Genomic DNA, 23349 nt, shown 5'->3' on the forward strand with positions numbered 1-23349 from the left:
ATCCGCTGCCTCAAACGCTACGTGGCTCGCGAGCTCTACCGCATCATCACCTCAAACGATCAAGAACACGCCGCTTGACATCCATAGGAGCATCCCCTTCGTTTCCGGTCGCCTGTCCGGCGCCCCTGACTTTCGACAGGGGCGCCGGTTGACCATCGGCCGATGACTCGTCCACCTCGGCGGCGCCAGGCTCGCTCCCATGAACACCCCCTCCTCTCTCACCGGCGCCCCGATGGACACTCCCTTCCCCGGACGATGGATCGGCGGCGTGACGCTCATCGTGGGACCGGTGATCATGTGCGCCGGATACCTGCTGCGTTACCTGAGCACGGTCACCGCCCTCACCCCTCAGCAGCAGGCCTGGGCCGAGGCACAGCCCTTCGCCGCCTACGGCCAGCTCCTCGCCTACACGTCGGCACCCGCCCTGCTCACCCTCTCCTACGCGGTGTTCGCGCTGGGGGCGCTGCTGCTCTTCCCCGCCTTCGTCGCCCTGGCCCAGCAGGTGGGCGGCCACCTCGCCCACTGGGGCGCCACGCTGCTGGTCATCGGCCTCTTCGCCCGCCTGTACTTCGCCGGCGCCGACCAGACCGCCTTCCAGCTCACCGAGGTCATCGGCCTGGACCAGGCGACGAGCGCGATCATGAAGGAGTATGTGGACATCTCCTACGGACCCTGGCGGGTACCGGTCTGGGCCTCCGTCGGCCAGTACGCGGGCTCGCTGCTACTGGCCATCGCCGCCTGGCGCTCAGGTCTCTTCGGCACCGCCCGCGCCGTGATGTTGCTGCTGGCAGGAGGTACGTGGATGGGCGTGCTGAAGGGCGCCTCCATCCCCGACGTGCTGGTCACCGGCCTGCTCTGCGTGGCCCTGGTCCCGCTCGGCGCCCGGGTGCTCCGTGACCGGCCGCCCACCACGACCGGCCGGCCGAAGGCGCTGAGTTGGTGAGCGGGTCAGGGCTTTCGGAGATGCCAGACGATCAAGGCGGGAGTGTCCCGATAGGCCACCGCCGCCGCTTCCGAACACCACCGCTGAGCGAGAGCGCCACCGTGCCCGCCGGGCGACTCGCCCCACCGAGGTTCGTGGCAGGCCACGATCCGCAGCCCTGCCTCGTGGATGGCGTTGATGTAGTCACTGGCCAGGAAGCGGCTGGCCGGCATGGCCCGTACGCCCCCGTCCGGTCCCGCCACCCTCGGCACGCCTCCCAGATACAGCGACAGCGGATGGATGTCCGACAGCACCACGTGCCCACCGGGCCGGGCGACACGGGCCAGTTCGGCCAGCGGCGGCCCCAGGGCCGGCAGATGGGTCAACGCCAGCGCGCAGACCACCGCATCGAAACTCGCCGACGGGACCGGCATGCGACACAGGTCCCCCTGACGGAACTCCCCGTCCGGAACCTTGGCCTCCGCTCTGGCAAGCATCTCCGCCGAGGAGTCCACGCCGACGACCTCATGCCTCAGCCCGGCCAGGAACGCGGCATGCCGGCCGGTGCCGCACGCGGCGTCCAGCGCCCGCCCCACCGCCAACGTTTCCAGGATGCGCCGCACCAGCGGCTCCTCCACGGCGATCAGCGGGTTCCCTTCGCCGTCGTATTGCTCAGCCCACTGCGCGTACCCCTCCGTGGTGGAGGCCTGGCCGACGACTACACCCGCGTTCAGCTCCGGATCCGGGTCGGTCACCATCTTGCGGATCTCGGCGATCCGCTCCTCCACAAAGGCCGCATCCCCCAGATCACCCGCCTGCGCGCGTAACAGCGCGATTCCTTCCAGCCCCAGCAGCCAGGCCAGCGAGTGAGCGTAGAAAGGCATGCCGACACGATAAGAACCGCGCCATCGCCACCGCGACTCAATTTAGGCGGAGCCGTTCACCCCTCCGGAGTGTGGTTAAACGGCAGAGTCGCCGCAGGCGGGCGACTGCACCGCAGCCCGCCGTTGATCTCGGGAATCTCGCGCACGATCACTGCCACTGTCTCCTCAGGGGCCCTGATCAACGGCACTCACGATCTTCAACCCTCCCACAAGAGGCTGGCCGGTGCGGGATCGAGCATGACAGGGTCCGACCATGGCTCAAGCAGTCGAGATGTTCTTCGATGATCAGGCGGACCAGCGGATTCGGCGGATGTGGCAGTCTCTCGCGGACCACGGTCTGCCCAGTCTGGCGACGCTGACGCACCGCCGCCACCGCCCGCACGTATCGCTCGCTGTCGCGGAGACCTTGGACGAGGCGGACCTGGACGAGCTGCGCTCGGCTCTCCTCCTACCGGCGCCATCCCTGAACCTGGGTTTCCTAGGGACATTTCCCGGTGCGGAAGGTGTGCTCTTCGTCGGAGTCACCGTGACAACCGAACTGCTGACCTTCCACAAGAGGATCCACGCCGCTCTTCCGAGCACCCAGATCAAACACTGGCCGTACTATCTCCCCGGCAAATGGATACCCCACTGCACCCTCGCCATCGGGCTGGACCGCGCAGAGTTGCCGAAGGCGATGAATGCCGTACACGGCTACGAGCCGACGGTCGCCACGGTCTCCGGCATCGGCATCACCGAGACCACCACGGGCACGGTCACGCCATTGGTTCCATGAATGCGTACAACTCTTCCGCGGAGCCCGCGTAATCAAGACCCGTAGACGTTCGTAAGCGGCAGATAGGCACTGAAGTGGTCGGCCACAATATCCGCCACAGCCTCCGCATCATCGACCCCATCCACTTCCAGAACCCGGATGCCCAAACGACGAGCGGAACGAACGGCCTCGTCGGCGACGAGCCGGTCTCGGGCGAGTCGGTTACGCTGTGCTCGATCAGGATCGCTGACTTGGTGATCGACGGCGGCGGCCCGGGGCAGCTCGCGAACCTGACGCCGGCGGAACTCTTCGCTCGGCACCATGACGATCATTCGCCAGGTTGAGTCGATGATGGGAGCGACCAGTTCGGGACGCAGCCCCCAGCCTTCGGCGACGACCGGCCGCCCCGAAACCAGGCCACGCAGGTCATCCAGAGCCCATTCGAACCGCGCGGGAAAGCCGGCCAGGATCTCGTCGGCCATTTTCTGCGGGCTGGTGTTCACCCAGACGGCGTCCGGCTCAGGGTCCGCGATGGGCTCGCCAAGCCGCACGCGACGGGCGATCCGACGGTCATTGTGCGCACGTGCGTCGTGATAGTCGTAGTGATAGGCGGTCAGCCCGTACCGGGTGGCCAGCAGCCTGGCGACGGTGGATTTGCCGGCCCATTGTCCCCCTCCGATCCACAGGGCGTTGTGCAAGGTGCCGAACGGATCCCAGACCTCGCTGTTTGTGGCGTTCACGGTTACCAGCATGGCGACGGCACCGACCAAAGAAACAGTCTTGTTCTGCCTGCCCGGACGGGTGACGATCGTAGAGAGAAGCCCATGTCGATGGGCCCGGCGGATCAGTCCGTCATGCGCAGATCGGTCGCGGTCAACAACGACGAAAGCCTGATGCCTTCCGCGGCCAACGCCGCCGCACCTCCCTGCTCGCGGTCGATGACGCACAATGCCTCACTGACCTGAGCCCCGAGGCTCCGCAGCTCAGCAGTGGACAGGACGATCTGGCCACCGCTGGTGACAACATCCTCAACCACCAGAACCCGCCGCCCCACCACATCCGCACCCTCGGCCAGACGACAGGTCCCGTACGCCTTGGCCTGCTTACGGACGAACGCACACGGCAGACCGGTGTGCCGGCCAAGCGCGGTGACCACCGGAATCCCGCCCATCTCGAGCCCGGCCAACACCTCGATGTCCCCCGGGACCACGGGCGCCATCGCCCGAGCGATGTCATCCAGCAGAACGGGATCACCCTCGAACTTGTACTTGTCGAAGTACTCGGTGGCGGTACGTCCTGAGCGGAGCACGAAGTGGCCGGTGAGGTGGGCTGCGGCATGAATCCTGCGAGCCAGGTCAGAGCGCGTCACAGGCACCCAGTCTCCCAGAGGCATGGCGGACGCGCTCAGGGCCGCTCACGGTCCCACTCCTCGATCTCGCAGATGCCCTCTGGATACGCCTGCCTCGCAACCTGCCGCATCGATCAAGGCACTTTTGCATTGCTACCTACAGTTATGGGCATATAGCTCTCCGTATCGCTAATAGGCCGTCTTGTCCGAAAGATGCCTATTTGTCGGGGAGTGGAGGCATCGACGATGCGGAACGGCCGAACCATACTCGTCAGCACGTTCACGGCTACGCTGCTGCTGACCGCAGGCTGCACCTCGGGTGGCTCGAACCCACCACCGCCCGCCGGCCCACAGGAGCGGGCCCTCGCAGCCAAGCTGTCGATCACCCCGGCGAACGGCACGAAGAAGGTGCCCCCGGATGCCGGGGTCAGCGTCAAGGCCACCGACGGCAAGGTCACCAAGCTGACCGTCGCCGACGCCAAGGGGCATGAGGTCCGCGGGACCCTCGGCGCGGACGGGACGTGGCACCCCACGTGGCCGTTGCGGCCCTCGACCGCGTACACGGTGAGCGCGCAGGCGACCGGCAGGGACGGCAAACCCGTCACCGCGCGGGCCACGTTCACCACGCTCAAGCCGAAGCGGGTGCTGGAGAGCGGCATGTCCCCGCTGGACGGCGAGAAGGTCGGCGTCGGCATGCCCGTCCAGCTCCTGCTGTCGCGCCCCATGACCGCCAGGAGCGACCGGGCCGCGGTCGAGAGGTCGCTGGAGGTGCGGATGTCGAAGCCGGTCGAGGGGGCGTGGAGCTGGGTGAGCGACCGCGAGGTCCAGTTCAGGCCGCGCGAGTACTGGCCGGTCGGCGAGCAGGTCACGGTGGTCGCGCACCTGGCCGGGCTGCGGGCGGGCCGGGACCTGTGGGGCACCAGGGACCGCAGCTTGACGTTCACCGTCGGCGACGAGCACATCACCAAGATCCGCAATGGCACCCACCGGGCGGTCGTGCGGGAGAACGGCAAGGTCGTCAAGGCCATCCCGGTCAGCCTGGGCAAGAAGGGCGACGAAAGCTGGTCCGGCGTCATGATCGCCCAGGAGAAGGCCGCGTCGACCCTCATGGACTCGGCCACCATCGGCAGGCCCGGCGAGTACTACGCCCATACCAAGTGGAATGTCAGGATGACCTACAGCGGCATGTTCTTCCATGCCGCGCCCTGGTCGACCGGCGCGCAGGGCAACAGCAACGTCAGCCATGGCTGCGTGAACGCCAGCATGGCCAACGCCCGCTGGTTCTACAACTTCACGCAGCGGGGAGACATCATCGAGGTCACGGGGACGTCGCGGAAGCTCGAGTTCGGCAACGGGCCGACGCCGTGGGCGAAGTCATGGGACGACTGGCTCGCGGGCAGCGCCCTCGGCAAGTCGATCAACGCCTAGGGATGGATTGGGCAGACCCGCTTGCGAATTGACGGTGTCCGCCTGTGCGGGCATGATCTCGACTCGGTAGTTCATCCAGAGGATCTGAGGGACCTGGCCCTGTGACGGTCCGGCAACCTCCCCGGCGGGAATCCGCGGGAAAGGTGCCAATGCCAGGAACGATGAGGGAGAGCTGATGAGCGTGCGGCTTGATGTTCCTGTCCTTTCCGGGGATCTGGTGCGGTTGGAGCCGCTGGCGATGCGACATGCGCCGGATCTCGCGGAAGCGGCCGAGGAGGATCGGTCGTCCTACGACTTCACGCTGGTGCCTCGCGCTCGCGAGATACCGGACTACCTGGCGGCCCAGCTCGTCCGCGACGGGCTGACCCCATTCGCGCAGGTTCGGCTCACCGACGGCAAGGTGGTGGGCTGCACCGGCCTGTGGGATCCCCGCAGGTGGCCGGACCGGCCGGACCTGCGCGCGATCGAGATCGGCTTCACCTGGCTGGCCGCCTCGGCGCAGGGCACCGGGATCAATGCCGAGGCGAAGCTGTTGCTGCTGTCGTATGCGTTCGACACGCTCGGCGTTGCCCGCGTCGACCTGAAGACCGACGCCCGCAACCACCGGTGCCGCCAGGCCTTGGAACGCCTCGGCATCCCCTTCGAGGGCGTGCTGCGCGCCTGGTCCATGTCGTGGGCGCACGGCGAGGAGGGCAAGGTCCGCGACTCGGCCATGTTCGCAGTGGTCGCCGAAGACTGGCCTACCGTCAAACCGGCACTGCAAGCCCGTCTCACCGCCGTGAGCTCCCGTTCGCCGGCCCTCTGAGAAGCTTCGGCTGGGTGCGGTGAGGCGCCCCTGAGCGTCTGAACACGGCCTGTCGGTAAGTTCGGCGCCCACCAGCTTGGCCGCCCGGTGGCGGGACTCGACCCGTGCCTGACCCGTCACGCCGCCTTGTCACGGGGTCCGGAGTGGACCCCGCGACACGAGGTTGACATCCCATCAAGCAGCGTCGAGCGCTGCGGTGATCTTGCGGGTCATCTCGGCCAGGGTAGGGCTGGGCCGACCCTGGTGAGTGCGGGCGGCTGCTTCGAGAGCGACGCTGACGGTGCTGCGGAAGTTGTCGGCCTCGGCCGGGTCCTGCTGCTTGAGCAGGTTCATGGACGCGGTCAGCGCCGGCAGCACCAGGTCGGCCAGGTCGGCGACGGACTTGCCGTACTTGACGCCCTTGGGCGCCTTGGTGAGCACGTGTCCGACGGGGCCGGTGGCGGAGGTCAGGGCGATGGAGCCTTCGGTGGCGACCTTGTGGGCCGAGCCGGCGGCACCGGCGGCGGACATCAGCGAGACGGCGCCCCACGCGGCGGTCCGCAGGGTGAGCTTGTCCTGGTCGGTGAGGGTGATGGACATGGTGCTGTACTCCTTCAGGTCTGCTATGAAACGGGCTTCCACGGGGGGTGAGGGCGAGCTGGGCGTGGCCCGATTCGCGCTCCGTGCATTCACTGTCGCCGACCGCTCTGATATCGGGCCGTTGGCGTGCTGACACTGCCGCCGACAGCGACACAGCATCCGACCTGATCGCCCCCCGGGACACCGCCTGTCGCGCTCCTGCCCTCCTACGGGCGCAGTCCGAGGAAGGGGTTAAGGCCGGGAAACAGGTGGACCGATCATGATCTGGTCTTCACCACGAAGCTTGGCGACCCGATCGAGCGCACGGAGAACTAGAAGCAGCGGAAGTCCATCCTCAAGCAGGCCGACGTACGGGACCCCAAGCCAACAATGCCCTCCTCATCGAGCAAGGCGTTCAGGAAAACCTCGGCCACATCCGTGTGACCACCACCGGGCGCGCTACCCCCACGTAGCAACCCTCCAGATGAAAGACGCCCTCTGGGGTCTCCCTGATCAGTGCCGGTTAAGGTCCTCGATCGCCAGCACGACGGCTGTGATGAGAAACCCCAGCCCCACGCCCACCAGCGCGATCACCATTGTGGTCGCATCGCCCCCTGTTCCGGTGAGAACGACCCAGCCGGCCACAACGAGGAACAACCAGCCGAGAAGGACGAGACTACGAGCACCACTACGGCGAGTTCCGCTGCTGCGCTTCAACGACCATCCTTCGGTTGGGTGAGGCTACAGATGATGGTCCATGCATCTTCGCTCAGGAAAGATCCAATGCATGGGCCCTTCCAGGAACACGGGCGAGCAGCTCTCGGTGACGGTGGTGTTGCTGTGGCCGACCAGACCGAGATGACCTATGAGGCGTGCCCGAGCCGGAGAGCAGCGAGACGAAGCTGCGCCACATCTCGCCGAGTGTCTGCAACCCGCTGCCCATAGAAGATCAAAAAAAGGTCCTCTCCCAACTACGGGAGAGGGCCTTCCGCCTGCGGAGGATCGGGGATGTGAACCCCGGATGGGCGGTAAACCCAACCGCACTAGCAGTCCCCTGTCCGCTGTGATCGCCTAGAGCCGGTCGTGATCGATGAGTACCGAAACCCCCGGTCAACCCACTCGTCTCCCTACTGATGACGACCGGCAAGACCGATGATTGCCGGGCCTAACGGTCCGGCGAAGGTCCGGCATGGTCCACCGCCAGGCGGGCGCGGCAGCCATATGGCGCCATCTACAGGCCGAGGCGTTCCACCTCCGTCGCCTTCGCTTTGAGCGTCCTGGACGAGGACGGAGTCGAGGCGAACTCCTCCTCCTGGTAGCTGACCTCATCCCCCTGAATCGTGAACGTGTTGACGGCCGGGCCGTCCTCGAGGCCGGTCACCTCATAGGTGACCTGGTACTCCTGGTCCGGGTTCAGAGCCGGTCCGGAGTAGCTGACGCGGATGCTGTAGGTGACGTTGCAGCCGGCGCTGCCGTAGCACTTCTTTTCTAGGACCTTCACGCGGAGGCTGAATTCCTCAGGGTCAGGCGTGTGCGTGAACGAGGCCGGGCTGGCGGAGGTGGTCGCGGCTGCCGAGGGTGTGCCACTCGTGGAGGCGGGGGCGGACAGCAGTCCTTTGGCAGTAGGGGCACAGCCTGCCAGCAGCAGGCCGGCGATCAGGGCGCCAGGCAGGACGGTAAGGGTACGCATGGGTTCTCCTTCTCGGGTGATGGAAGCGTGAGCGAGCATGCATGCGTGCCGGTTGACGTGCGCTTTCTCAGCGGACATATCGGGTAGCCATCTCGATCGCGGCTGATGGTGCACCTCGAGCCACGAGCTCACGACGGCACAACGCACACGCCGGGGTGCCAACCTCGGGGTGCAGTACGGCGCCGCCGGCATCTGAAGGGCACGACTAGCGCGCCCCGCGCGTCGGTACTCGGTGTCGAAGTGATGCCCTTCACCCGAACCGTGCTTAGCCTCGACACCACGCTAGAGGCCAGAGGTAGAGGAGATCGTCGCGCGCGGATTACGTGCCAGCGCTCGGCTCTACCGCCTCAAGTGGTACGTCAGCGGCTCCCGCCTCGACCCAACCCGCGTCGGCGGGCCAGGGCAGCCCCCGTGGACGAGTTACGCCTACCTCATCGATGAACACGTCATCCAAGTCACCGGGGACCTCCGGATGGGCACGTTCGGCAACTGGCGGGAAGCATCCTTATGTGTCTTCGGTGACGAACTTCTCACCCACGTAGACGATGACCTCACTGGCCTTCTTGGCACCGTGCTGCGGCGCGGCGGGCGCCCCGTTGGCAACGTCTGGAGCTTTGGTCCCTGACGACATGCCATGTCGGCACGTCAGCCGTACCACCGACTGGCCGCTGGCGGTTACCCAATGATCCGTTCCGACTGGCACACGGACGGCTACAGACACCCCACTGGTCCTTTGGCACGGCTGGAAGCCATGGGATGGCATATCGGGCACCACCTGGCAAAACCTTCGCCTGGGGAGGAGCACCTCCTACCGCTTCATAGCTCGATAACGTTTGAGGAGCGCCGTGATCTTGTCGTAGTCACGCGCGCCGTTCAACTCGTCGAGCAAATCGTCGGGGCATGACTCGTAGAGGTCGCCCCACCAGCGTCGCACCTTGTTGTCCCAGATCCGGTAGCCGCCGGGAACGCCTCTGGCAACGTAGCGCCTCCTGCCCATAGCTCGTCACCCTGCAATCCGCCGGTTCTGGGGTCAAGCTCGGCGATCAGCCACGTTACTCGGTGAGCCAGGGTGAGAAACGAACCCTGGATCGTCGATCACCCCCTACCGTGTACGACGACCAGCCATGCCGCGGCGATCGTAGGGGCTGCTTGGGTGCGGCGGTGCGGCAACCCCGGCCGGTGCGTTCGGTCGGTACGGCGGGGGCGGCGTGCGGTGCCCGGCCCGGCGTCCCGCGCCGTCCGAGACCGGCCCCCAGGCCGCACGCCCGGACGGCGGGCGGAGGGCCGGGGAGTCGGTATCAAGCCGGACGGGTCACCTGATCGCCGCCACCGTAAGGGCAAGACAGAGGCGGAGGTGACGCGCAAGGTCCGCGAGCTGGAAAACCAGCGAGAGTCAGGGCGCGTGAGCGAGGCGGGACGTGCTCCGACCGTCGCCGAATGGATGGCGGAGTTCCTCGATGTGATCTGCGAGCGCCTGGTCCTCTCGGAGAAAATGGCGCTGACGGACTACCGATCCAAGACGAGGAATTGGATCGTGCCGCTCCACGGCAAGCATCGCCTCGATCGGCTCACCTCTGAACACCTGGTCACCGCCTATACCGCGCTGCTCGAAGAGAGCCTCTCCTCCAGCAGCGTTCTCAGGGTCCACCGCATCCTGTCTCGTGCCCTCACGATCGCAGTACGGCGGGGACGCCTCGCACGAAACGTAGCCACGTTGGTGGACGCGCCTTCCGCCGCCACAACGGAGATCGAACCCTGACAGGAGAAGAGGCGCGGCGCATCCTCGACGTCGCCACGACCAGGAGGAACGGCGCTCGCTGGTCCGTCGCTCTGGCACTCGGCGTCCGGCAAGGCGAAGCTCTCGGACTCCGCTGGTCATAGATCCTCGGCCACACCCGGGTGACGACCACAGAGCGCTACACCCATGTGGCGACTCTCCAGATGAAGGACGCCAGCAACCGCATGGACCAGGCCCTCTGTGGCACGCCCTGACGGGCAACTGCAACCCAAACCGCAACCCTGACGCCCACAGAGATCAAAAAGGCCCTCTCCCCGTTCAAGGGAGAGGGCCTTCCGCCTGCGGAGGATCGGGGATTTGAACCCCGGATGGGCGGTAAACCCAAACCGCATTAGCAGTGCGGCGCCATAGACCTGACTAGGCGAATCCTCCTGGAAGCCTTCGCGGCTCAGGACAGCGTACCGGCCTTCTGGCGAGGCGGCAAAGTGATTGATCCCCGTCCTTCGCCAAGAGTTATCAACAGCCTGTGGGTAACTGCCTGTGGATGAAGCCCGCCCAGAGCGTGGACGGGCTTCGGGGCTGTGGATAACCGGGTTACGCGGCCGGGTTGGCTTCGCCCTCGATCTCAATCTTTACCTTCTTGCCCACCAGAACGCCGCCGGTCTCCAGGGCCTGGTTCCAGGTCAGGCCGAACTCCTCGCGGTCGAACTCCGTGGTGATCGAGAAGCCCCAGACCGGAGCGCCCCACGGGTTGGTGCCGGCGCCGCCGTACTCGACCGTGAGCTCGACCTCCTTGGTGACGTCACGGACGGTCAGGTCGCCGGCGACGGTGAACTCGTCGCCCGAGTGGCCGACCACGCGGGTGCTCCTGAAGGTGATCGCCGGGAACTTCTCCGTGGCCAGGAAGTCGTCGCTGCGCAGGTGGCCGTCGCGGTCGGCGACCCCGGTGTCGATGCTGTCGGCCTGGATCGTGAGCTCGGCGGTCGACTCGAGCGGGTTCTCGGAGATCGTGACCGAGCCGCTGAAGGAGCCGAAGTGGCCACGGACCTTGCTGACCATCATGTGCTTGACCACGAAACCGATGCGGGTGTGAGCCACGTCCAAGTTGTAGGTGCCGGCGGCGGGGATGGTCAGGGACTCCCAGGTGCGGGTGGTGGTCATCGGGGTTCTCCTCGATTGGGGTTCGTTGCTGTGCGGATGTCTGCGGCAACAAATTTCTACACGAGGAATATTCCGCGCGTCAACTATCGTCGGTTACGCTATGAGGGTGATGAACTTTGACGACCACCGGCTGACGGCCGTTGGGCTTCTGACGGAGGTGCATGGGGGGCTGCTGGCCAGACTTCAGCCAGTGCTCGGCGGCGCGGGGTTGTCGGAGATCGATTTCGAGACCGTCCTCCGGCTGGGCCGCTCCCCGGGACAACGGCTGCGGATGAGCGATCTGGCCGCGCAGACCGAGCTGTCGACGAGTGGGGTGACCAGGGTCGTCGACCGGCTGGAGCGGGAAGGGCTGGTGACCCGGCAGGCGTGTCCCAGCGACCGCAGGGCCTCCTACGCCGTACTCACCGAGACCGGGCGGGCGCGGCTGGAGTCCGTCCTGCCGCAGCACGTGCAGGACATCGACGACTGGTTCACCGGGCTGCTGGGCGCGGAGGAGCTGGAGGCGTTCCTGGCCACGCTGCGGAAGATCAGGGACGTGGTACGGCCCTGCGCCACCGCAGGGGCAAGTGGGGCGACTGGGGCTCAGGCCACGGCAGCATGCACGGAGATGGCCGCACACCAGCCGGAAGAAGCCACGGCCCTGGCGCAAGCCGCCATGGGCGTGCGAGCCGAAGCCCCATGAGGCCGAGGTAGTAGATCGAAGGTCATGAGCCGTGCCCGTGCGATGGAAGGCCCAGCGCGTTCCTGAGCTTGGCCATCGCGCGCGACACCGTGCTCTTTACCGTGCCCACACTGATCCCCAGCGTCCTGGCGATCTCCGGCTCGGTCATGTCCTCGTAATAACGCAGCACGATCGCTGCCCGCATCCGCTCCGGCAGCTCCTCCAGAGCCTGTTCCAGCTGCTCGTGCACGTCCCCGTGCGGCTCCTCGGAGGTGCAGCACACCTCGGGCAGATCGTCCGAGGGGTACTCCTCCAGCCTGCGCCGCCGCCACTGCGAGATGTTGATGTTCACCATGGCCCGCCGCACGTACCCGTCGAGCGCCCCCCGGTCCTCGATGCGGTCCCAGGCCAGGTACGTCTTGGTCAGCGCGTTCTGCAGCAGATCCTCCGCGTCCAGCGGGTGTCCGGTGAGCTGGTGGGCCGCGCGCAGCAGCGCAGGACCGCGCGCCCTCACGTACTCGCGGAACTCGTCTTCCCAACCGGTGGTCTGCATCGTGGCCAGAATCGCAGCCTGATGCTCTATTGAGCTTGAACCAGAATTCAGGTTTCGGCCCGCCGACGATAAAGGTAGGTCAAGGTCGGTGGCGGTTTGTTCGACGCCGGGTGTCATCTCACTTCCCGGGGGATGCGTATTTTGATCCCGTCTGCGCCGCTACGGTGTGAGCTACGCCCAAGTCGTGTGAATCTAGTACCGACGAGGGAGGGGCCGATGGGGTATCCGAGCGTTGAGCGCCGTCGGGTGCTCGCCGCGGCCGCGCTCGGTCGCGAATCCGGCGTTCCCGGTCCTGACCCGGACAATGGGGAGCCTTTACGCGCCGTCGCCGGCGAGATCAAGGACGTCAGCCCGCATCTGATCATCATTGAGACCCCCGACGGCGCCGAGGAGCGGCTCGTGATCGCCCCCTGGGCCACCGCCTGGCACGGGAAGGACGCCGCGCCCGCCGACCTCCCCGCGGGTTCCATGGTCGTCATGCGTACGCGTGACGGACGCGTGGTGGAGCGCATCTGGGCGGACACCACCCGCATCACCGGGACGATCCTGTCGATCAGCGGGCGCAGGGACCTGACGGTCGAGCTCGACTGCGGCCCGCACCGGGGCCACCGCACGGTCGTCATCCCCTACCGGGCGTCGGGGCGGCTGCAGGTGCGGCATCCCAAGTTCGAGCCCGGTTACCTGTTCGACGCGATCGGGATCAGGCAGAACGGGACGAGCCTGGCCATGTTGCCCGCCACCTCGCAGCCCCCTTACCCGGCCCGCGCGGTGCCCACCCCGCCGCCCGCGTACGCCGGGCTGCAGTCCCGCATCTCGGGCCCCGCCACCTGGTCGGACACGTTCGACGAGGAAGAGCGCGGCGCCGCGTACCCGATGCTGGAGCGCTCCGACACCGGCTGCCCCGACGCCGGCGTGTCGTGCACCGGGCTGCCGTACCTCGCCGTCGGGTCGCTGCTCCAGGTCAGGAACCTGTGCTCGCAGCGGAACGCCAACGTTCCCGTGGTGGCGTGCGGGTGCGTGGCGGGGCGCTTCTGCGACCGCTGCGTCGAGTGCGACACGTCGCCGCGCGGGCGGGTCGTGGAGCTGTCGCCGTTCTCCTATGTGGAGCTCGGCGGCGACCTGGTCAAAGGCTGTTTCAACGCTCAGATCGGATTGGGGTGACGGGCACGTGTTCGAATCGCAGCTGCCGCTTCTGATCGCGGTGCTCCTCTTGGGCATGATGGCCAAGTTGATCACCGTGCGCACGGGAGGCGAACCCGGCTCGCTGTCCAGGCTGGGGCCCGCGGTCCTGGTGCCGGGGCGGATGCAGGCCGTCGCGCTGCTGGTCTGCGCGGCGGGTGAGCTGTTCCTGGCCGTGGGGCTGCTGGTCACGACGCATTCGTTCTTCCGGTGGGGTACGGTCGCCTTCTTCGCCCTGTCCACGTACGTACTGCTGGAGCTGCGCAGACGCCGGCCGGACGCCGGCTGCGGCTGCTTCGGCGAGGTGAGCTCGGCGCCGGTCGGACTGCGTTCGGTCGGCCGGACGGTCGCGCTGACCGGGATGGCCGGGTTGTCGGTGTGGGCGCCCGTGCCGGGGTGGGTGGCCGTGGTCCACCCGCAGTGGCTGACGGTCGCGGGCGTGGCCGTGCTCGCGCTCCTCTCCCCGGAGATCGAGGAGCTGATCGACCGAGTACGGTTCCGCGCCCCCTGCGAGCAACGCCGCGGCCCCGCCGAGTCGGTCACGCTGGCCAGGCTCAGGTCGAGCGGCACCTGGCGGGCCCACGCGGGCGAGCTGACCTCGGCTGAGCCGTACGACAGCTGGCGCGAGCTGTGCTGGCGCTTCTACGCCTTCCGCAACCACGAAGCGGACGACGTGGTCTTCGCCGTCTACCTCAGCGGCCGGCGCCCGGCGGTGCGGATGGCCGTGGTCAGCGCGGCGGGCAACGGGACTCTGCCGGAATATACGCCAGTATCGGCCTGACGCTAGAAAGCGTTAGATTCCGCTCGACAGGCATGGCGATATGGCTCTATTGGGCTGTCTAGCTTCCCCACTAGACAGCCCAATAGAGGTCTAGGGGCGTCGCTCAGATCGGCTGAGCGCGCAGGAACTTCCCGAAGTGCGGCACCGTGAACGCGATCAGGCCGCGCTCGGCGCTGTAGATGAGCCCTTTCTTGATGAGGCTGTCACGGGCGGGTGAGAGGCTGGACGGCTTTCGCCCGAGGGCGTCGGCCACCTCCGCGGTGGCGACCGGCTCGTCGCCGATCTGCGCCATGGCGTGCATGTAGTCGCGTTCGGCCGGAGTGGCCCGCTCGTAGCGGCTGCCGAAGAACCCGACCGCGAGCTCCTCCTCGGCCTCCGGCGCGGAGACCTTGACGTCTTCGATGGTGATCGGGCTGCGCGGCGCCAGGTCCCAGGCGACCTTGCCGTACGCCTGCACGAAGTAGGGGTAGCCGTCGGCCGCCTCGTAGAGGGCGTCGAGGGCCTCCTGGGTGAACTCCACCTCTTCCTCCCGCGCCGGCAGGATCAGCGCCATATCGGCCGCCTCGCGGTCGAGCTTGTCGATGCGCGCGTAGCGGAAGAGCCGCTCGGAGTAGCTCTTGCTGGCCGACAGCACGCTCGGCAGGTGCGGCAGCCCGGCCCCCACCACGATCAGCGGCCCGCCTGTCTGGGACAGCTCGTGGCAGGCGGCACAGAGCGCGGAGACGTCGGCGGCCGGGACGTCCTGCATCTCGTCGATGAAGAGCGCGATGCCCACGGCCAGGTCGGTGGCCACGCTCGCGGCGTCGACGAACAGCTCGGTGAGGTCGATCTCCAGGTCGCCGGAGTCGGCGCGCCCGCGGCTGGCAGGCACCTCGATGCCGGGCGACCAGTGCGAGGTGCCCTTGGCCGCCGCCGGATCGCGCATCGCGAACGCCTTGAGCACGCCGAGGAACTCCTCGATGCGCTCGGGGGCGCGGTGGCGCGGCGCCAGCTCCCGGATGGCCATGTGCAGCGCGGCCGCCACGGGGCGCCGGATCGACTGGTCGGGCCGGGCCTCGATCTTGCCCGTGCCCCACAGCCGCTGCATGGCCATGGACTTGAACGTGTTGAGCAGGACGGTCTTACCGACCCCTCGCAGGCCGGTGACGACCATGCTGCGCTCGGGACGGCCGCGGGCCACCCGCTCCAGCACGACCTCGAACTGCTGCAGCTCTCGGTCGCGCCCGGCGAGCTCCGGCGGACGCTGGCCGGCTCCGGGGGCGTAGGGGTTTCGCACAGGGTCCACGCTCTCGGACTTTATTGCCGGATATAGCGGCCGTCTTAGATTTGGGAAGAAAGTGCTACGGCGTGTCCGAGCAGGGGCGGTCGCGAGCACCGTCATCGGACACACCCCCTCTCACCAGGCCGAACCCTTGTTCGATTGCGGTACACAGAACTGTAGCGCGGACTCGAACACCTATGCGATGGTTTCGAGTAAAGATCTTCGCAACAGGTCGCCGCGGCGCCGAACTTGGCACCCGTCCCGCCTGCGCAATAGCGTTCGGATCCATGCGGACCTTCGCGAATGTTCAGGAGCTCAAGGCGGCCGTCGGCGAGAAGTTCGGCCCGACCGAGTGGCGCACCGTCACCCAGGACCAGGTCAACCTCTTCGCCGACGCCACCGACGACCACCAGTGGATCCACGTCGACGTGGAGCGGGCCAAGGAGGGGCCGTTCGGGGCCACGATCGCCCACGGCTACCTGAGCCTGTCGCTGCTGCCGTCGTTCATGTTCTCGATGGTCAAGGTCGAGGGCATCGCCATGGGCGTCAACTACGGCCTCAACAAGGTCCGCTTCCCCCGGCCGATCCTGGTCGGCGCCCGGATCAGGGCCGTGGGCGAGCTGACGGACGTGAAGGGCACCCCCGCCGGCTACCTGTCCAACCTGAAGATGACGATCGAGATCGAGGGCGAGAAGCGGCCCGCCTGCATCGCCGAGACGCTGAGCCTGTACGTTCCCGCCGAGTAGGTTTGCAACAGAAGCGCGTCCCGTGTGATCCCTGGGTTCGTGGAGGATTTCGACGAGTTCGTCCGAGCCCGGGGCGACGCGCTGCTCCGGTACGGCTTCGTGCTGGCCGGAAATTCCGAGGACGCGGCCGATCTCGTACAGGAGGCCCTGGCCCGGCTGGGTGACGCCTGGCCCCGCGTGCGTAAGAAGCACGACCCCGAGGGGTACGTCCGCACGACCATGGTCAGGCTCCACATCAGGTCGTGGCGCCGGCGGCGCCGGGAGGACCTGGTGGCCACCGTCCCCGAACGCGGCGAACTCGATCGCTACGGCGACGCCGACCTCTGGGCCGAGCTCCAGGAACTGCCCCGCAAGCAGCGGGCCGTACTCGTGCTCCGATACTACGAGGACCTCTCGGACATAGAGATCGCCGAGATCCTCGGCGTCTCCCGCGGAACCGTACGCAGCCAGGCAGCCCGCGCCCTGGACAAGCTCCGGATCAAGCGAGTGCTGCAGGAGGCGCGATGAACGGGGCTTCGGGAAGGCGTGGTGACGCGGTGCGGGACGAGCGCGATCTGGTCCGGACCCTGCGGGCGGCCGCTGTCCAGGTCGAAGGGCATGATCTGGCGGGCGGCGTGGCCCACCGGCGCCGCACCCGGCGTACCAGGAAGCGCGTGCGGGTGGTGCTCGCCGCCGCGGCGGTGGTGGCGGTCGTGGCGGGTACGGCGGCGGTCGTCTCACGCGTCGGCGACGGTCGCCGGGCCGAGCCCGCGACGGTCCTGCACGGCTGGGGCTCGATCAGGTCGGCCGCCGAGTTGTGGCCGCGCGCTGTGGTCAAAGTGCCCGCCTACGATTCCGAGGGCTGGCGAACGCAGGTGGCGACCAGCATGAGCGCGACCGAGGTGCTGCTGCTGGCGAAGTCCAAGAAGGACCGGCGGCTGGAGGTGTACGACTCGGCGCGCGGCGCGATCCGGATCCTGGGTTCCATCCCCGAGGCCCAGGATCTGCGATACGTGGCGGTGGGAACGCAGTACATCGCCTGGTACACGGGCCCGCTCGCCGGTGGGCCGGTGAATTTCTGGATCATGCCCCGAGCGGGCGGGGCGGCCAGGCGCGTCGGCGAGATCGCGCAGGATGTCGAGTCGTTCGGGATCCCGGGAGACACCCTCGTGTGGTCGGTCAGAGGAGGAGGCGGTGTCTACCGCATGCCCGTGACCGGCGGGACGCCTCAGCGGCTGCCCGGCACCGACGGGCTCCGGCTGACCTACTGGCCCTGGGCGGCGGGCCAGAACCGGATCGTCAACCTGGAGACCGGCGAGTCGGCCGAGGTCTCCCTGCCCGACGGAGTGCGGTCGATGCAGTGCCATCCGGAATGGTGCGTCGGAGCGCAGGAGCGGCGCGCGATCGTACAGCGCGTGGACGGGTCCGAGCGGCAGGCCCTGCCCCAGCAGCTGCGGCCGATCGGAAACGTCAGACTTGGGCTGCTGGGCGTCCGTTATGCGATCTTCAGCGTGCTGGATGAGCCGATGAAGCGGGGGGTGCCGCTGAACATCGTGTACGACTTCGCGACCGGGACGATGGCCAAGCTCGGGGAGAGGCCGTTCGCCGCGGGGGACGGTTCGGTGGGGTACGGCTACTCGACCTCACCGTCGACCACGCCCTTCTGGTACACCGCGGCGAGAGTGCAGGACGCCAAGGAGTACATCGTTCTGAACACGGCCGCCATCCCCCGGTGACTCCCCTACAGGGCCGCCTCGAACGGGGCGCGCGGCCGCGCCGCCACCGCCGACAGGCGCTGGCGGGAGAGCTGGGGCCAGGCCTGCACGGCGCAGAACGGCGCGCACTGGTCCTGCTCGGCCCGCGTCCCCACGTGCACGCAGCACTGCGCGAGCCGTTCCTCGATCATGGTTGAGATGTCCATGAACGGCTTGATCGTGATCCGGACCACCCGCTCCCCCAACATCCTGCGCAGCTTCTTCCGCCTGACGGTCAGGGCGAGCAGCGTGGAGATGCCCAGGTCGCAGTTCTCGCTGATGGTCCGCCACAGGTCGCCGATCTGCGGGTGCGACAGTGACGACTGCTCCGACAGCAGGCCGAGCAGCGACTCCTGTACGGCCAGGCGCAGCTCGCGCGGCAGCTCGGTGTCGGCGATGCGGTTGGAGACCAGGCCCAGGTTCTGCTTGAGGCGGTCGTGACCGATCAGCGCGGTGAGCGAGCGCCACCTTCTCGAGTCGTCGCGCAGGAGGTAGCCGACCGAGCAGCAATGGGGGTGGGAGCAGGGCAGGGCAGTCAGGTCGCGCCAGGTCACGAGGCCGTCGGTCTGCGGGCCGAGGCGCTTGAGCACGCCGGTGTGGGTGAGCCGGTCCATGGGGTCGATGGCGCCCGACCTGCCGGACCCGAACTGGGGCTGGATCGACACGCCTCCCACGTACGGCGTGTCCAGGGCGAGGCGTACGACGTCGCCGATCTCACCGTCGTTGACGCCCAGCGCGACGGTCATGACGAGGGTCGTGAAGATCTCCCGCTCGGACAGCCTGCTCACGGCCTGGGCCTTGATGCGCGTCAGGTCGCCGCCCCGGTGGCGCTTCGAGGCCTCGGCAGACGGGCCGTCGTACTGGAGGTAGACCTCCACCCGATCCCTGTGCTCGGTGAGCAGGTCGAGGAGGGAGTCGTCCCTGGCGACGAGGACGCCGTTGGTGTTGATCAGGATGCGGGTGACGGGACGCTGTTCGAGCTCGGTGAGGAGGGTCTTGAGCTCGGGGTGGAGCGTGGGCTCGCCGCCGCTCAGCATGAGGACGTCGAGCTTGCCGTTCTCCCTTTCGAGACGCTGGTCGACGTTCGCGAGAATGTCCTGGACGGGGACGATGCCGGTCAGGTCGGGGGAGCTGTCGGCGAAGCAGGTGGGGCAGCGGAGGTTGCAGGCCTCGGCGATGTCCTCAAGGAGAATGCAGGTGTGCTGGGTCTGCATTTCGGGGAGACCGTGGAGGTAGGCGGAAGGGATGGGGAGGAAGTTCCCGGAAACATCGGGTACGTGCTGCTTGGTCGGAGCGGTCCACTCTTCGAGATATTTCAGGATTTCTGGGTCTTCGTCGTACAACGTCTTGATTAGGCCGTGTTCGCGGCAGCCGCGCTCCAGCCAGATCCTGCCGTCGCGTTCAGCCAGATAGCCGCTCAGCCGCTCGACCTTGTCGAGGTCCTGGCCGTGGCAGTGGGGGCAGAACGCATTGACGTACCTGTGGATGCGGTCGCCCCGCAAACCCATACCTGCACTCATGCCATGACCCTTCGCTCGAACAGGGGATCGTAATAGCCGCGCCGCCAGCCGTACCCGAGCCTGAGGGCGAGCAGCAGCAGGCTCGGGACGAGGAACCACTGGGGCCTGGTCAGGTCGAGCCAGACCGTCTCGTTCGCCCTGGTGAACTCGACGAGGAAGCGGAAGACGGCGTACGCGGCGACGTAGAGCGTGAACAGCTCGCCCGGCCGAGTGAGCCGCTTGCGCGCCCATTGGAGCGCGGCGAAGGCGGCGAGCTGGAAGATGATCTCGTAGATGAACGACGGGTGCATGGCCTGCCCGGTGAGACACCCGGGGCACTCGGGAGTGGTCGGGGGCGCGTGCACTCCCCATGGCAGCTCGGTCGGCCTGCCCGGCGCCTCGGTCAGATGGCAGCCGATCCGGCCGACCGCCATGCCCAGCGCGACGGCCGGGGCGAACAGATCTCCCGTCCGCTCCTTGTAGCCGATGATCTTCTTGGCCAGCAGCACGCCCACGTACGCGCCGGTCAGGCCGCCGAGGATGCTGCGGGAGCCGTACAGCCAGAGGTCCTTGAGATCCAGCGTCTCCAGCCAGCCCGCCAGCCGCATCCCGATGGCTCCCCCGACCAGCGCGCCGGCGACGGCGGTCAGCGACTGCTCGTTGAGCGCGCCCCTCCGCCGCGCCTCCCGTACGAAGACGACGGAGGCCACGAGCACGCCCAGGCCGACGAATATCTCGTGGTAGGGCATGTCAGGTGTACAGGCCGGGGTTGAGGCCCGTGCAGAAGCCGGCGGTCACAATAGACCAGAGCGCCCATCCGATCATGAGGCCGAGGCCTATGCCTTTGGTCCACGGCTTGCGGACGAACTGCAGCCCCGCGCCGGCGCCCAGGCCGATGAGGGCAAGCAAGATCGCGCCGACCACCAGGTATGGGGTGGTGGCGCTGTCGGATGTGCCGAACGCGGCGACGAAGACGAGCAGCCCGATGACGATGTTGAAAACGCTGTAGATGGCCACGCCGGCGAACACCAACGCGACGAACACCCCCGTAGACGTACGCCCAGCCGCCGGCGCCCCCTGAGGATAGGGCGGCTGACCGTATGGAGGCTGCCCGTGGGGCGGTTGACCGGGACCGCTCGGGTACGGAGGCGGCGGCCCGTACGGCGGTTGCCCGGATCCGTACCCCGGAGACGGGGGGACCCAACCGGCCTGCCCCTCGGATGACCCTTCCCCCGAAGGCGGGGTGGGCTCTCCGGGCTGCTCCGGGGGCGGGGGCGGCGGCGTGCTCACAACGCCCAGATTAAGCCTCTACGCCCCTTCTCCCGAGTAGTAAATCGCCGCCTGCACCCGGCTCTTCAACCCCAGCTTGTTCAGCACCCGGCTGACATGCGTCTTCGTCGTGGCCTCCGCCATGTCCAGCTCTCTGGCGATTTCGGCGTTCGACAGCCCCCGCCCGATGCAGGCCAGCACCTCCCGCTCCCGAGGCGTCAAACTCCCCGGATCGGCCGCCGGCTCCCTCCGCGGCGCCTGCCCGGCGAACGCCGCGATCAGCTTCCGCGTGACCCCCGGCGAGATCAGCCCATCCCCGCGCGCCACCAGCCGTACGGCCTCGACCAGCGATTCGGCATCGGTGTTCTTCAGCAGGAACCCGGCGGCCCCCGCCCGCAGCGCCCCGAAGACGTACTCGTCAAGATCGAACGTGGTCAGGATCAGCACGTCGCTGACCCCCGCCAGCTCCCGCGTGGCCGAGATGCCGTCGAGCCGCGGCATCCGCACGTCCATCAGCACCACGTCCGGGCGCACCTCCCGGGCCATGGCCACGGCCTGCTCCCCGTCCGCCGCCTCGCCGACGACCTCGATGTCCTCGGCCCCGTCCAGAATCAGCACGATCCCCGCCCGGACCGCCGCGTGATCGTCGGCCACCAGCACCTTGATCGTCACCGCGCCTCGACCCCCGACTCCCTTTCCCGCGAGCCAAGGCCCAGGACGGCCGCGTACGGCACCGCCTGCTCATCACCGGTGGGCAACTCAGCCGACACCCGCCACAGATCACCGTCCCCCGAAGCCCCGGCCTCGAAAGAACCACCGACCAGCAAGACCCGCTCCCGCATCCCGATCAGCCCTGCCCCAGCACCAGGCAGCCGCGCCCCGCGCCCGCCGACCGCGTTCTCGACACTCATCAGAACCCGCCCCGCCTCGTACGCGATGACGACCCGGACGGGCGAGTCCCCATGCTTGAGCGCGTTGGTGAGCGCCTCCTGCAGGATCCGGTATCCGGCGAGATCAACCGATGCGGGCAGTTCCCGCGGCTCCCCCTCGACCCGCAGCTCGGCGACCAGCCCGGCCCGCGTGACCCGCTCCACCAACGTCTCCGCATCGGCCAGCCGAGGCCGCATGGCCTCAGCGGGATCGTCACCCTCCTGCCGCAGCAGCCCGATCATCGTCCGCATCTCGGCCAGCCCCTTCACGCTGTTCTCCCGTACGGACTCCATGACCTTCCGGACGGTCGCCCGATCGAGATCCTTGCGCGAAAGCGCGGCGGTGGACTGGATGGCGATGGCGCTGAAATGGTTCGCGATCATGTCGTGCAGCTCGCGAGCCATCCGCGTACGCTCCGCCGCGACGGCCGCCTGCCGGTCGAGCTCGGCCAGATGAGCCACCTGCTCGGCCCGCTCCCGCTCCGCCGCCGCCCGATCCCGGTGCTCCCGCAGCACCAGCGCCGTGGTGACAGGCGTCACCAGCACCAGCCCCGCCTGCACCCCCATGACAGCGAGCAGCCGCCAGTCCGCGGCCAGGAACCCGGCCACGGCCCCGGCCGCGACCGCCAGCACGGCGGTGATCCCGAGCAGCCACCGAGCGAACCGAGCCGGCCCGTAAAGCGCCGCGGCATAGAGGTTGTCAGTGAAAATCAGCACCGTCGCCAGCGAAGGCCCCACGAACGCGTCGATCGTGATCGCGACGACCCCCAGCCCCAGCGAGGCGAGGGGCGCCCGCTGCCGCACCAGCACCCCGGCACAGGTGATCGCCAGCGGCACGCACAGCAGCCAGACGGGCACGCCCCGCTGGAGCGCGGCCCCACCCGCGATGAGAACCACCCCCATCGCAAAGGCCACCCCGGCCCCCAACGCCTCCCGTTTCATGTCCCCATCTCACCACCCCACACGCCCTGTTCCCTCCTGCGCGGGACCCGCCTGTGGATACACCCTTCGATGTACCGCCACCCCCGGCCAACCAGCGAGATCACGGGCAAGATGGAGGGAGCGGGCCCCACGGTTGCCATATCTGGTTCGAGGTACTCCGCAGAACCCGCTATGCTTGCTTACGCAGCGAGCGGCCGTAGCTCAATGGATAGAGCATCTGACTACGGATCAGAAGGTTACGGGTTCGACTCCTGTCGGCCGCGCACAGTCGAAAGGCCCGCCACCAGGGACAACCTGGAGCGGGCCTTCGTGCTTTGTCAGGACAAGCTCGGGATCTTGCTAACACCTTTGCTAACAGCGTGGCTCCCGCTACTCACCCACCTCCTGAGCGAAGACGTCCGCCGCTGACGCTTCGGGTCTGTACGGTCACTGGTGTAACTCCTGATCAAGGAGAACGCACCTGATGAGTACTGTGATCCAGGCATCGACGGAGATCGACCTGGAGGAC

At 67.8% G+C, this 23349-nt stretch carries 27 protein-coding genes, 2 tRNA genes and 1 riboswitch; of the genes, 13 read left to right on the plus strand and 16 right to left on the minus strand.

Going from position 1 to position 23349, the window contains the following annotated elements; genetic code table 11:
* Positions 1–199: 199 nt before the first annotated feature.
* Positions 200–943, plus strand: coding sequence for a hypothetical protein (locus ACWDRB_RS66090; RefSeq protein ID WP_449912402.1), 744 nt, complete (start codon positions 200–202; stop codon positions 941–943).
* 5 nt (positions 944–948) lie between these two features.
* On the opposite strand, the gene ACWDRB_RS66095 is transcribed toward ACWDRB_RS66090, so the two are convergent.
* Complete coding sequence (locus ACWDRB_RS66095; RefSeq protein WP_449912404.1) at positions 949–1806, minus strand: class I SAM-dependent methyltransferase; 858 nt, start codon at positions 1804–1806, stop codon at positions 949–951.
* Positions 1807–2059: 253 nt separating this feature from the next.
* Between ACWDRB_RS66095 and ACWDRB_RS66100 the strand changes: the two genes are divergently transcribed.
* Positions 2060–2581, plus strand: a complete 522-nt coding sequence (locus tag ACWDRB_RS66100; protein ID WP_449912405.1) for a 2'-5' RNA ligase family protein — start codon at positions 2060–2062, stop codon at positions 2579–2581.
* A gap of 32 nt (positions 2582–2613) precedes the next feature.
* Here ACWDRB_RS66100 and ACWDRB_RS66105 read toward each other — a convergent pair whose 3' ends face one another.
* The gene (locus ACWDRB_RS66105) at positions 2614–3300 is read right to left on the minus strand and encodes a hypothetical protein (RefSeq protein ID WP_449912407.1); all 687 of its coding nucleotides are present in this window, start codon (positions 3298–3300) and stop codon (positions 2614–2616) included.
* Positions 3301–3404: 104 nt separating this feature from the next.
* Complete coding sequence (pyrE, locus tag ACWDRB_RS66110; protein WP_355202957.1) at positions 3405–3929, minus strand: orotate phosphoribosyltransferase; 525 nt, start codon at positions 3927–3929, stop codon at positions 3405–3407.
* A gap of 225 nt (positions 3930–4154) precedes the next feature.
* Here pyrE and ACWDRB_RS66115 point away from each other — a divergent pair, with 225 nt between their 5' ends.
* Positions 4155–5336 carry a L,D-transpeptidase gene (locus ACWDRB_RS66115; protein ID WP_449912408.1) on the plus strand — a complete coding sequence of 394 codons (1182 nt, stop codon included), beginning with the start codon at positions 4155–4157 and terminating at the stop codon, positions 5334–5336.
* A 68-nt stretch (positions 5337–5404) separates the two neighbouring features.
* A riboswitch (SAM riboswitch) is annotated at positions 5405–5504 on the plus strand.
* A gap of 7 nt (positions 5505–5511) precedes the next feature.
* On the plus strand, positions 5512–6141 hold the full coding sequence (locus tag ACWDRB_RS66120; protein ID WP_449912409.1) for a GNAT family N-acetyltransferase: 630 nt from the start codon (positions 5512–5514) through the stop codon (positions 6139–6141).
* Positions 6142–6315: 174 nt separating this feature from the next.
* Here ACWDRB_RS66120 and ACWDRB_RS66125 read toward each other — a convergent pair whose 3' ends face one another.
* The 3 genes from ACWDRB_RS66125 to ACWDRB_RS66135 all read right to left on the minus strand — a co-directional run bounded on the left by ACWDRB_RS66125 (position 6316) and on the right by ACWDRB_RS66135 (position 8389).
* Complete coding sequence (locus ACWDRB_RS66125; protein WP_449912411.1) at positions 6316–6720, minus strand: hypothetical protein; 405 nt, start codon at positions 6718–6720, stop codon at positions 6316–6318.
* A gap of 492 nt (positions 6721–7212) precedes the next feature.
* Complete coding sequence (locus ACWDRB_RS66130) at positions 7213–7416, minus strand: hypothetical protein (RefSeq protein WP_449912413.1); 204 nt, start codon at positions 7414–7416, stop codon at positions 7213–7215.
* 514 nt (positions 7417–7930) lie between these two features.
* On the minus strand, positions 7931–8389 hold the full coding sequence (locus ACWDRB_RS66135; RefSeq protein WP_449912415.1) for a hypothetical protein: 459 nt from the start codon (positions 8387–8389) through the stop codon (positions 7931–7933).
* Between the two features lie 304 nt (positions 8390–8693).
* Between ACWDRB_RS66135 and ACWDRB_RS66140 the strand changes: the two genes are divergently transcribed.
* Positions 8694–9014 carry a DUF2716 domain-containing protein gene (locus tag ACWDRB_RS66140; RefSeq protein WP_449912429.1) on the plus strand — a complete coding sequence of 107 codons (321 nt, stop codon included), beginning with the start codon at positions 8694–8696 and terminating at the stop codon, positions 9012–9014.
* 183 nt (positions 9015–9197) lie between these two features.
* On the opposite strand, the gene ACWDRB_RS66145 is transcribed toward ACWDRB_RS66140, so the two are convergent.
* Positions 9198–9386 (minus strand): hypothetical protein, encoded by a 189-nt coding sequence (locus tag ACWDRB_RS66145; protein ID WP_364263063.1) that lies wholly within the window; start codon positions 9384–9386, stop codon positions 9198–9200.
* A gap of 357 nt (positions 9387–9743) precedes the next feature.
* Here ACWDRB_RS66145 and ACWDRB_RS66150 point away from each other — a divergent pair, with 357 nt between their 5' ends.
* The gene (locus tag ACWDRB_RS66150; protein ID WP_449912417.1) at positions 9744–10148 is read left to right on the plus strand and encodes a hypothetical protein; all 405 of its coding nucleotides are present in this window, start codon (positions 9744–9746) and stop codon (positions 10146–10148) included.
* Positions 10149–10469: 321 nt separating this feature from the next.
* Here the strand turns inward: ACWDRB_RS66150 and ACWDRB_RS66155 are convergent.
* Positions 10470–10559 (minus strand) — tRNA-Ser (locus tag ACWDRB_RS66155).
* Positions 10560–10721: 162 nt separating this feature from the next.
* Complete coding sequence (locus ACWDRB_RS66160; protein ID WP_449912418.1) at positions 10722–11288, minus strand: YceI family protein; 567 nt, start codon at positions 11286–11288, stop codon at positions 10722–10724.
* A gap of 109 nt (positions 11289–11397) precedes the next feature.
* On the opposite strand from ACWDRB_RS66160, the gene ACWDRB_RS66165 reads away from it, so the two are divergent.
* On the plus strand, positions 11398–11970 hold the full coding sequence (locus ACWDRB_RS66165) for a MarR family winged helix-turn-helix transcriptional regulator (protein ID WP_449912431.1): 573 nt from the start codon (positions 11398–11400) through the stop codon (positions 11968–11970).
* 22 nt (positions 11971–11992) lie between these two features.
* Here the strand turns inward: ACWDRB_RS66165 and ACWDRB_RS66170 are convergent, their stop codons facing one another.
* On the minus strand, positions 11993–12502 hold the full coding sequence (locus tag ACWDRB_RS66170; protein ID WP_350732510.1) for a SigE family RNA polymerase sigma factor: 510 nt from the start codon (positions 12500–12502) through the stop codon (positions 11993–11995).
* 216 nt (positions 12503–12718) lie between these two features.
* Here ACWDRB_RS66170 and ACWDRB_RS66175 point away from each other — a divergent pair, with 216 nt between their 5' ends.
* Entirely contained in the window at positions 12719–13663 is a 945-nt protein-coding gene (locus ACWDRB_RS66175; protein ID WP_350732508.1) for a hypothetical protein, read from the plus strand.
* A 7-nt stretch (positions 13664–13670) separates the two neighbouring features.
* Positions 13671–14462 carry a MauE/DoxX family redox-associated membrane protein gene (locus ACWDRB_RS66180; protein WP_449912420.1) on the plus strand — a complete coding sequence of 264 codons (792 nt, stop codon included), beginning with the start codon at positions 13671–13673 and terminating at the stop codon, positions 14460–14462.
* A 103-nt stretch (positions 14463–14565) separates the two neighbouring features.
* Here ACWDRB_RS66180 and ACWDRB_RS66185 read toward each other — a convergent pair whose 3' ends face one another.
* A complete protein-coding gene (locus ACWDRB_RS66185) occupies positions 14566–15747 on the minus strand; it encodes an ATP-binding protein (protein ID WP_350732505.1) in 1182 nt (393 codons plus the stop codon).
* Positions 15748–16010: 263 nt separating this feature from the next.
* On the opposite strand from ACWDRB_RS66185, the gene ACWDRB_RS66190 reads away from it, so the two are divergent.
* Genes ACWDRB_RS66190 through ACWDRB_RS66200 form a run of 3 tightly spaced genes read left to right on the plus strand, consistent with a single transcriptional unit; the run spans position 16011 to position 18184 of the window.
* Complete coding sequence (locus tag ACWDRB_RS66190; protein ID WP_350732503.1) at positions 16011–16469, plus strand: MaoC family dehydratase; 459 nt, start codon at positions 16011–16013, stop codon at positions 16467–16469.
* 39 nt (positions 16470–16508) lie between these two features.
* Positions 16509–16976 (plus strand): SigE family RNA polymerase sigma factor, encoded by a 468-nt coding sequence (locus ACWDRB_RS66195; RefSeq protein WP_350732501.1) that lies wholly within the window; start codon positions 16509–16511, stop codon positions 16974–16976.
* A complete protein-coding gene (locus ACWDRB_RS66200) occupies positions 16973–18184 on the plus strand; it encodes a hypothetical protein (protein ID WP_449912422.1) in 1212 nt (403 codons plus the stop codon). Before ACWDRB_RS66195 ends, ACWDRB_RS66200 begins: the two co-directional genes overlap by 4 nt.
* Positions 18185–18189: 5 nt before the next feature.
* Here the strand turns inward: ACWDRB_RS66200 and ACWDRB_RS66205 are convergent, their stop codons facing one another.
* From ACWDRB_RS66205 to ACWDRB_RS66225, 5 genes are all read right to left on the minus strand, one after another.
* Complete coding sequence (locus ACWDRB_RS66205; protein ID WP_449912423.1) at positions 18190–19722, minus strand: radical SAM protein; 1533 nt, start codon at positions 19720–19722, stop codon at positions 18190–18192.
* Complete coding sequence (locus ACWDRB_RS66210) at positions 19719–20450, minus strand: prolipoprotein diacylglyceryl transferase (RefSeq protein ID WP_449912425.1); 732 nt, start codon at positions 20448–20450, stop codon at positions 19719–19721. Before ACWDRB_RS66210 ends, ACWDRB_RS66205 begins: the two co-directional genes overlap by 4 nt.
* Before the next feature lies 1 nt (position 20451).
* On the minus strand, positions 20452–20745 hold the full coding sequence (locus ACWDRB_RS66215) for a hypothetical protein (protein WP_449912427.1): 294 nt from the start codon (positions 20743–20745) through the stop codon (positions 20452–20454).
* A 264-nt stretch (positions 20746–21009) separates the two neighbouring features.
* Entirely contained in the window at positions 21010–21642 is a 633-nt protein-coding gene (locus ACWDRB_RS66220; protein ID WP_350732492.1) for a response regulator transcription factor, read from the minus strand.
* On the minus strand, positions 21639–22841 hold the full coding sequence (locus tag ACWDRB_RS66225) for a sensor histidine kinase (RefSeq protein ID WP_350732491.1): 1203 nt from the start codon (positions 22839–22841) through the stop codon (positions 21639–21641). Before ACWDRB_RS66225 ends, ACWDRB_RS66220 begins: the two co-directional genes overlap by 4 nt.
* A 190-nt stretch (positions 22842–23031) precedes the next feature.
* Between ACWDRB_RS66225 and ACWDRB_RS66230 the strand changes: the two genes are divergently transcribed.
* Positions 23032–23104: transfer RNA gene (locus ACWDRB_RS66230), tRNA-Arg, on the plus strand.
* The last annotated feature ends 245 nt before the right edge of the window (positions 23105–23349 follow it).

It is taken from the genome of Nonomuraea sp. NPDC003707, from assembly GCF_053587055.1.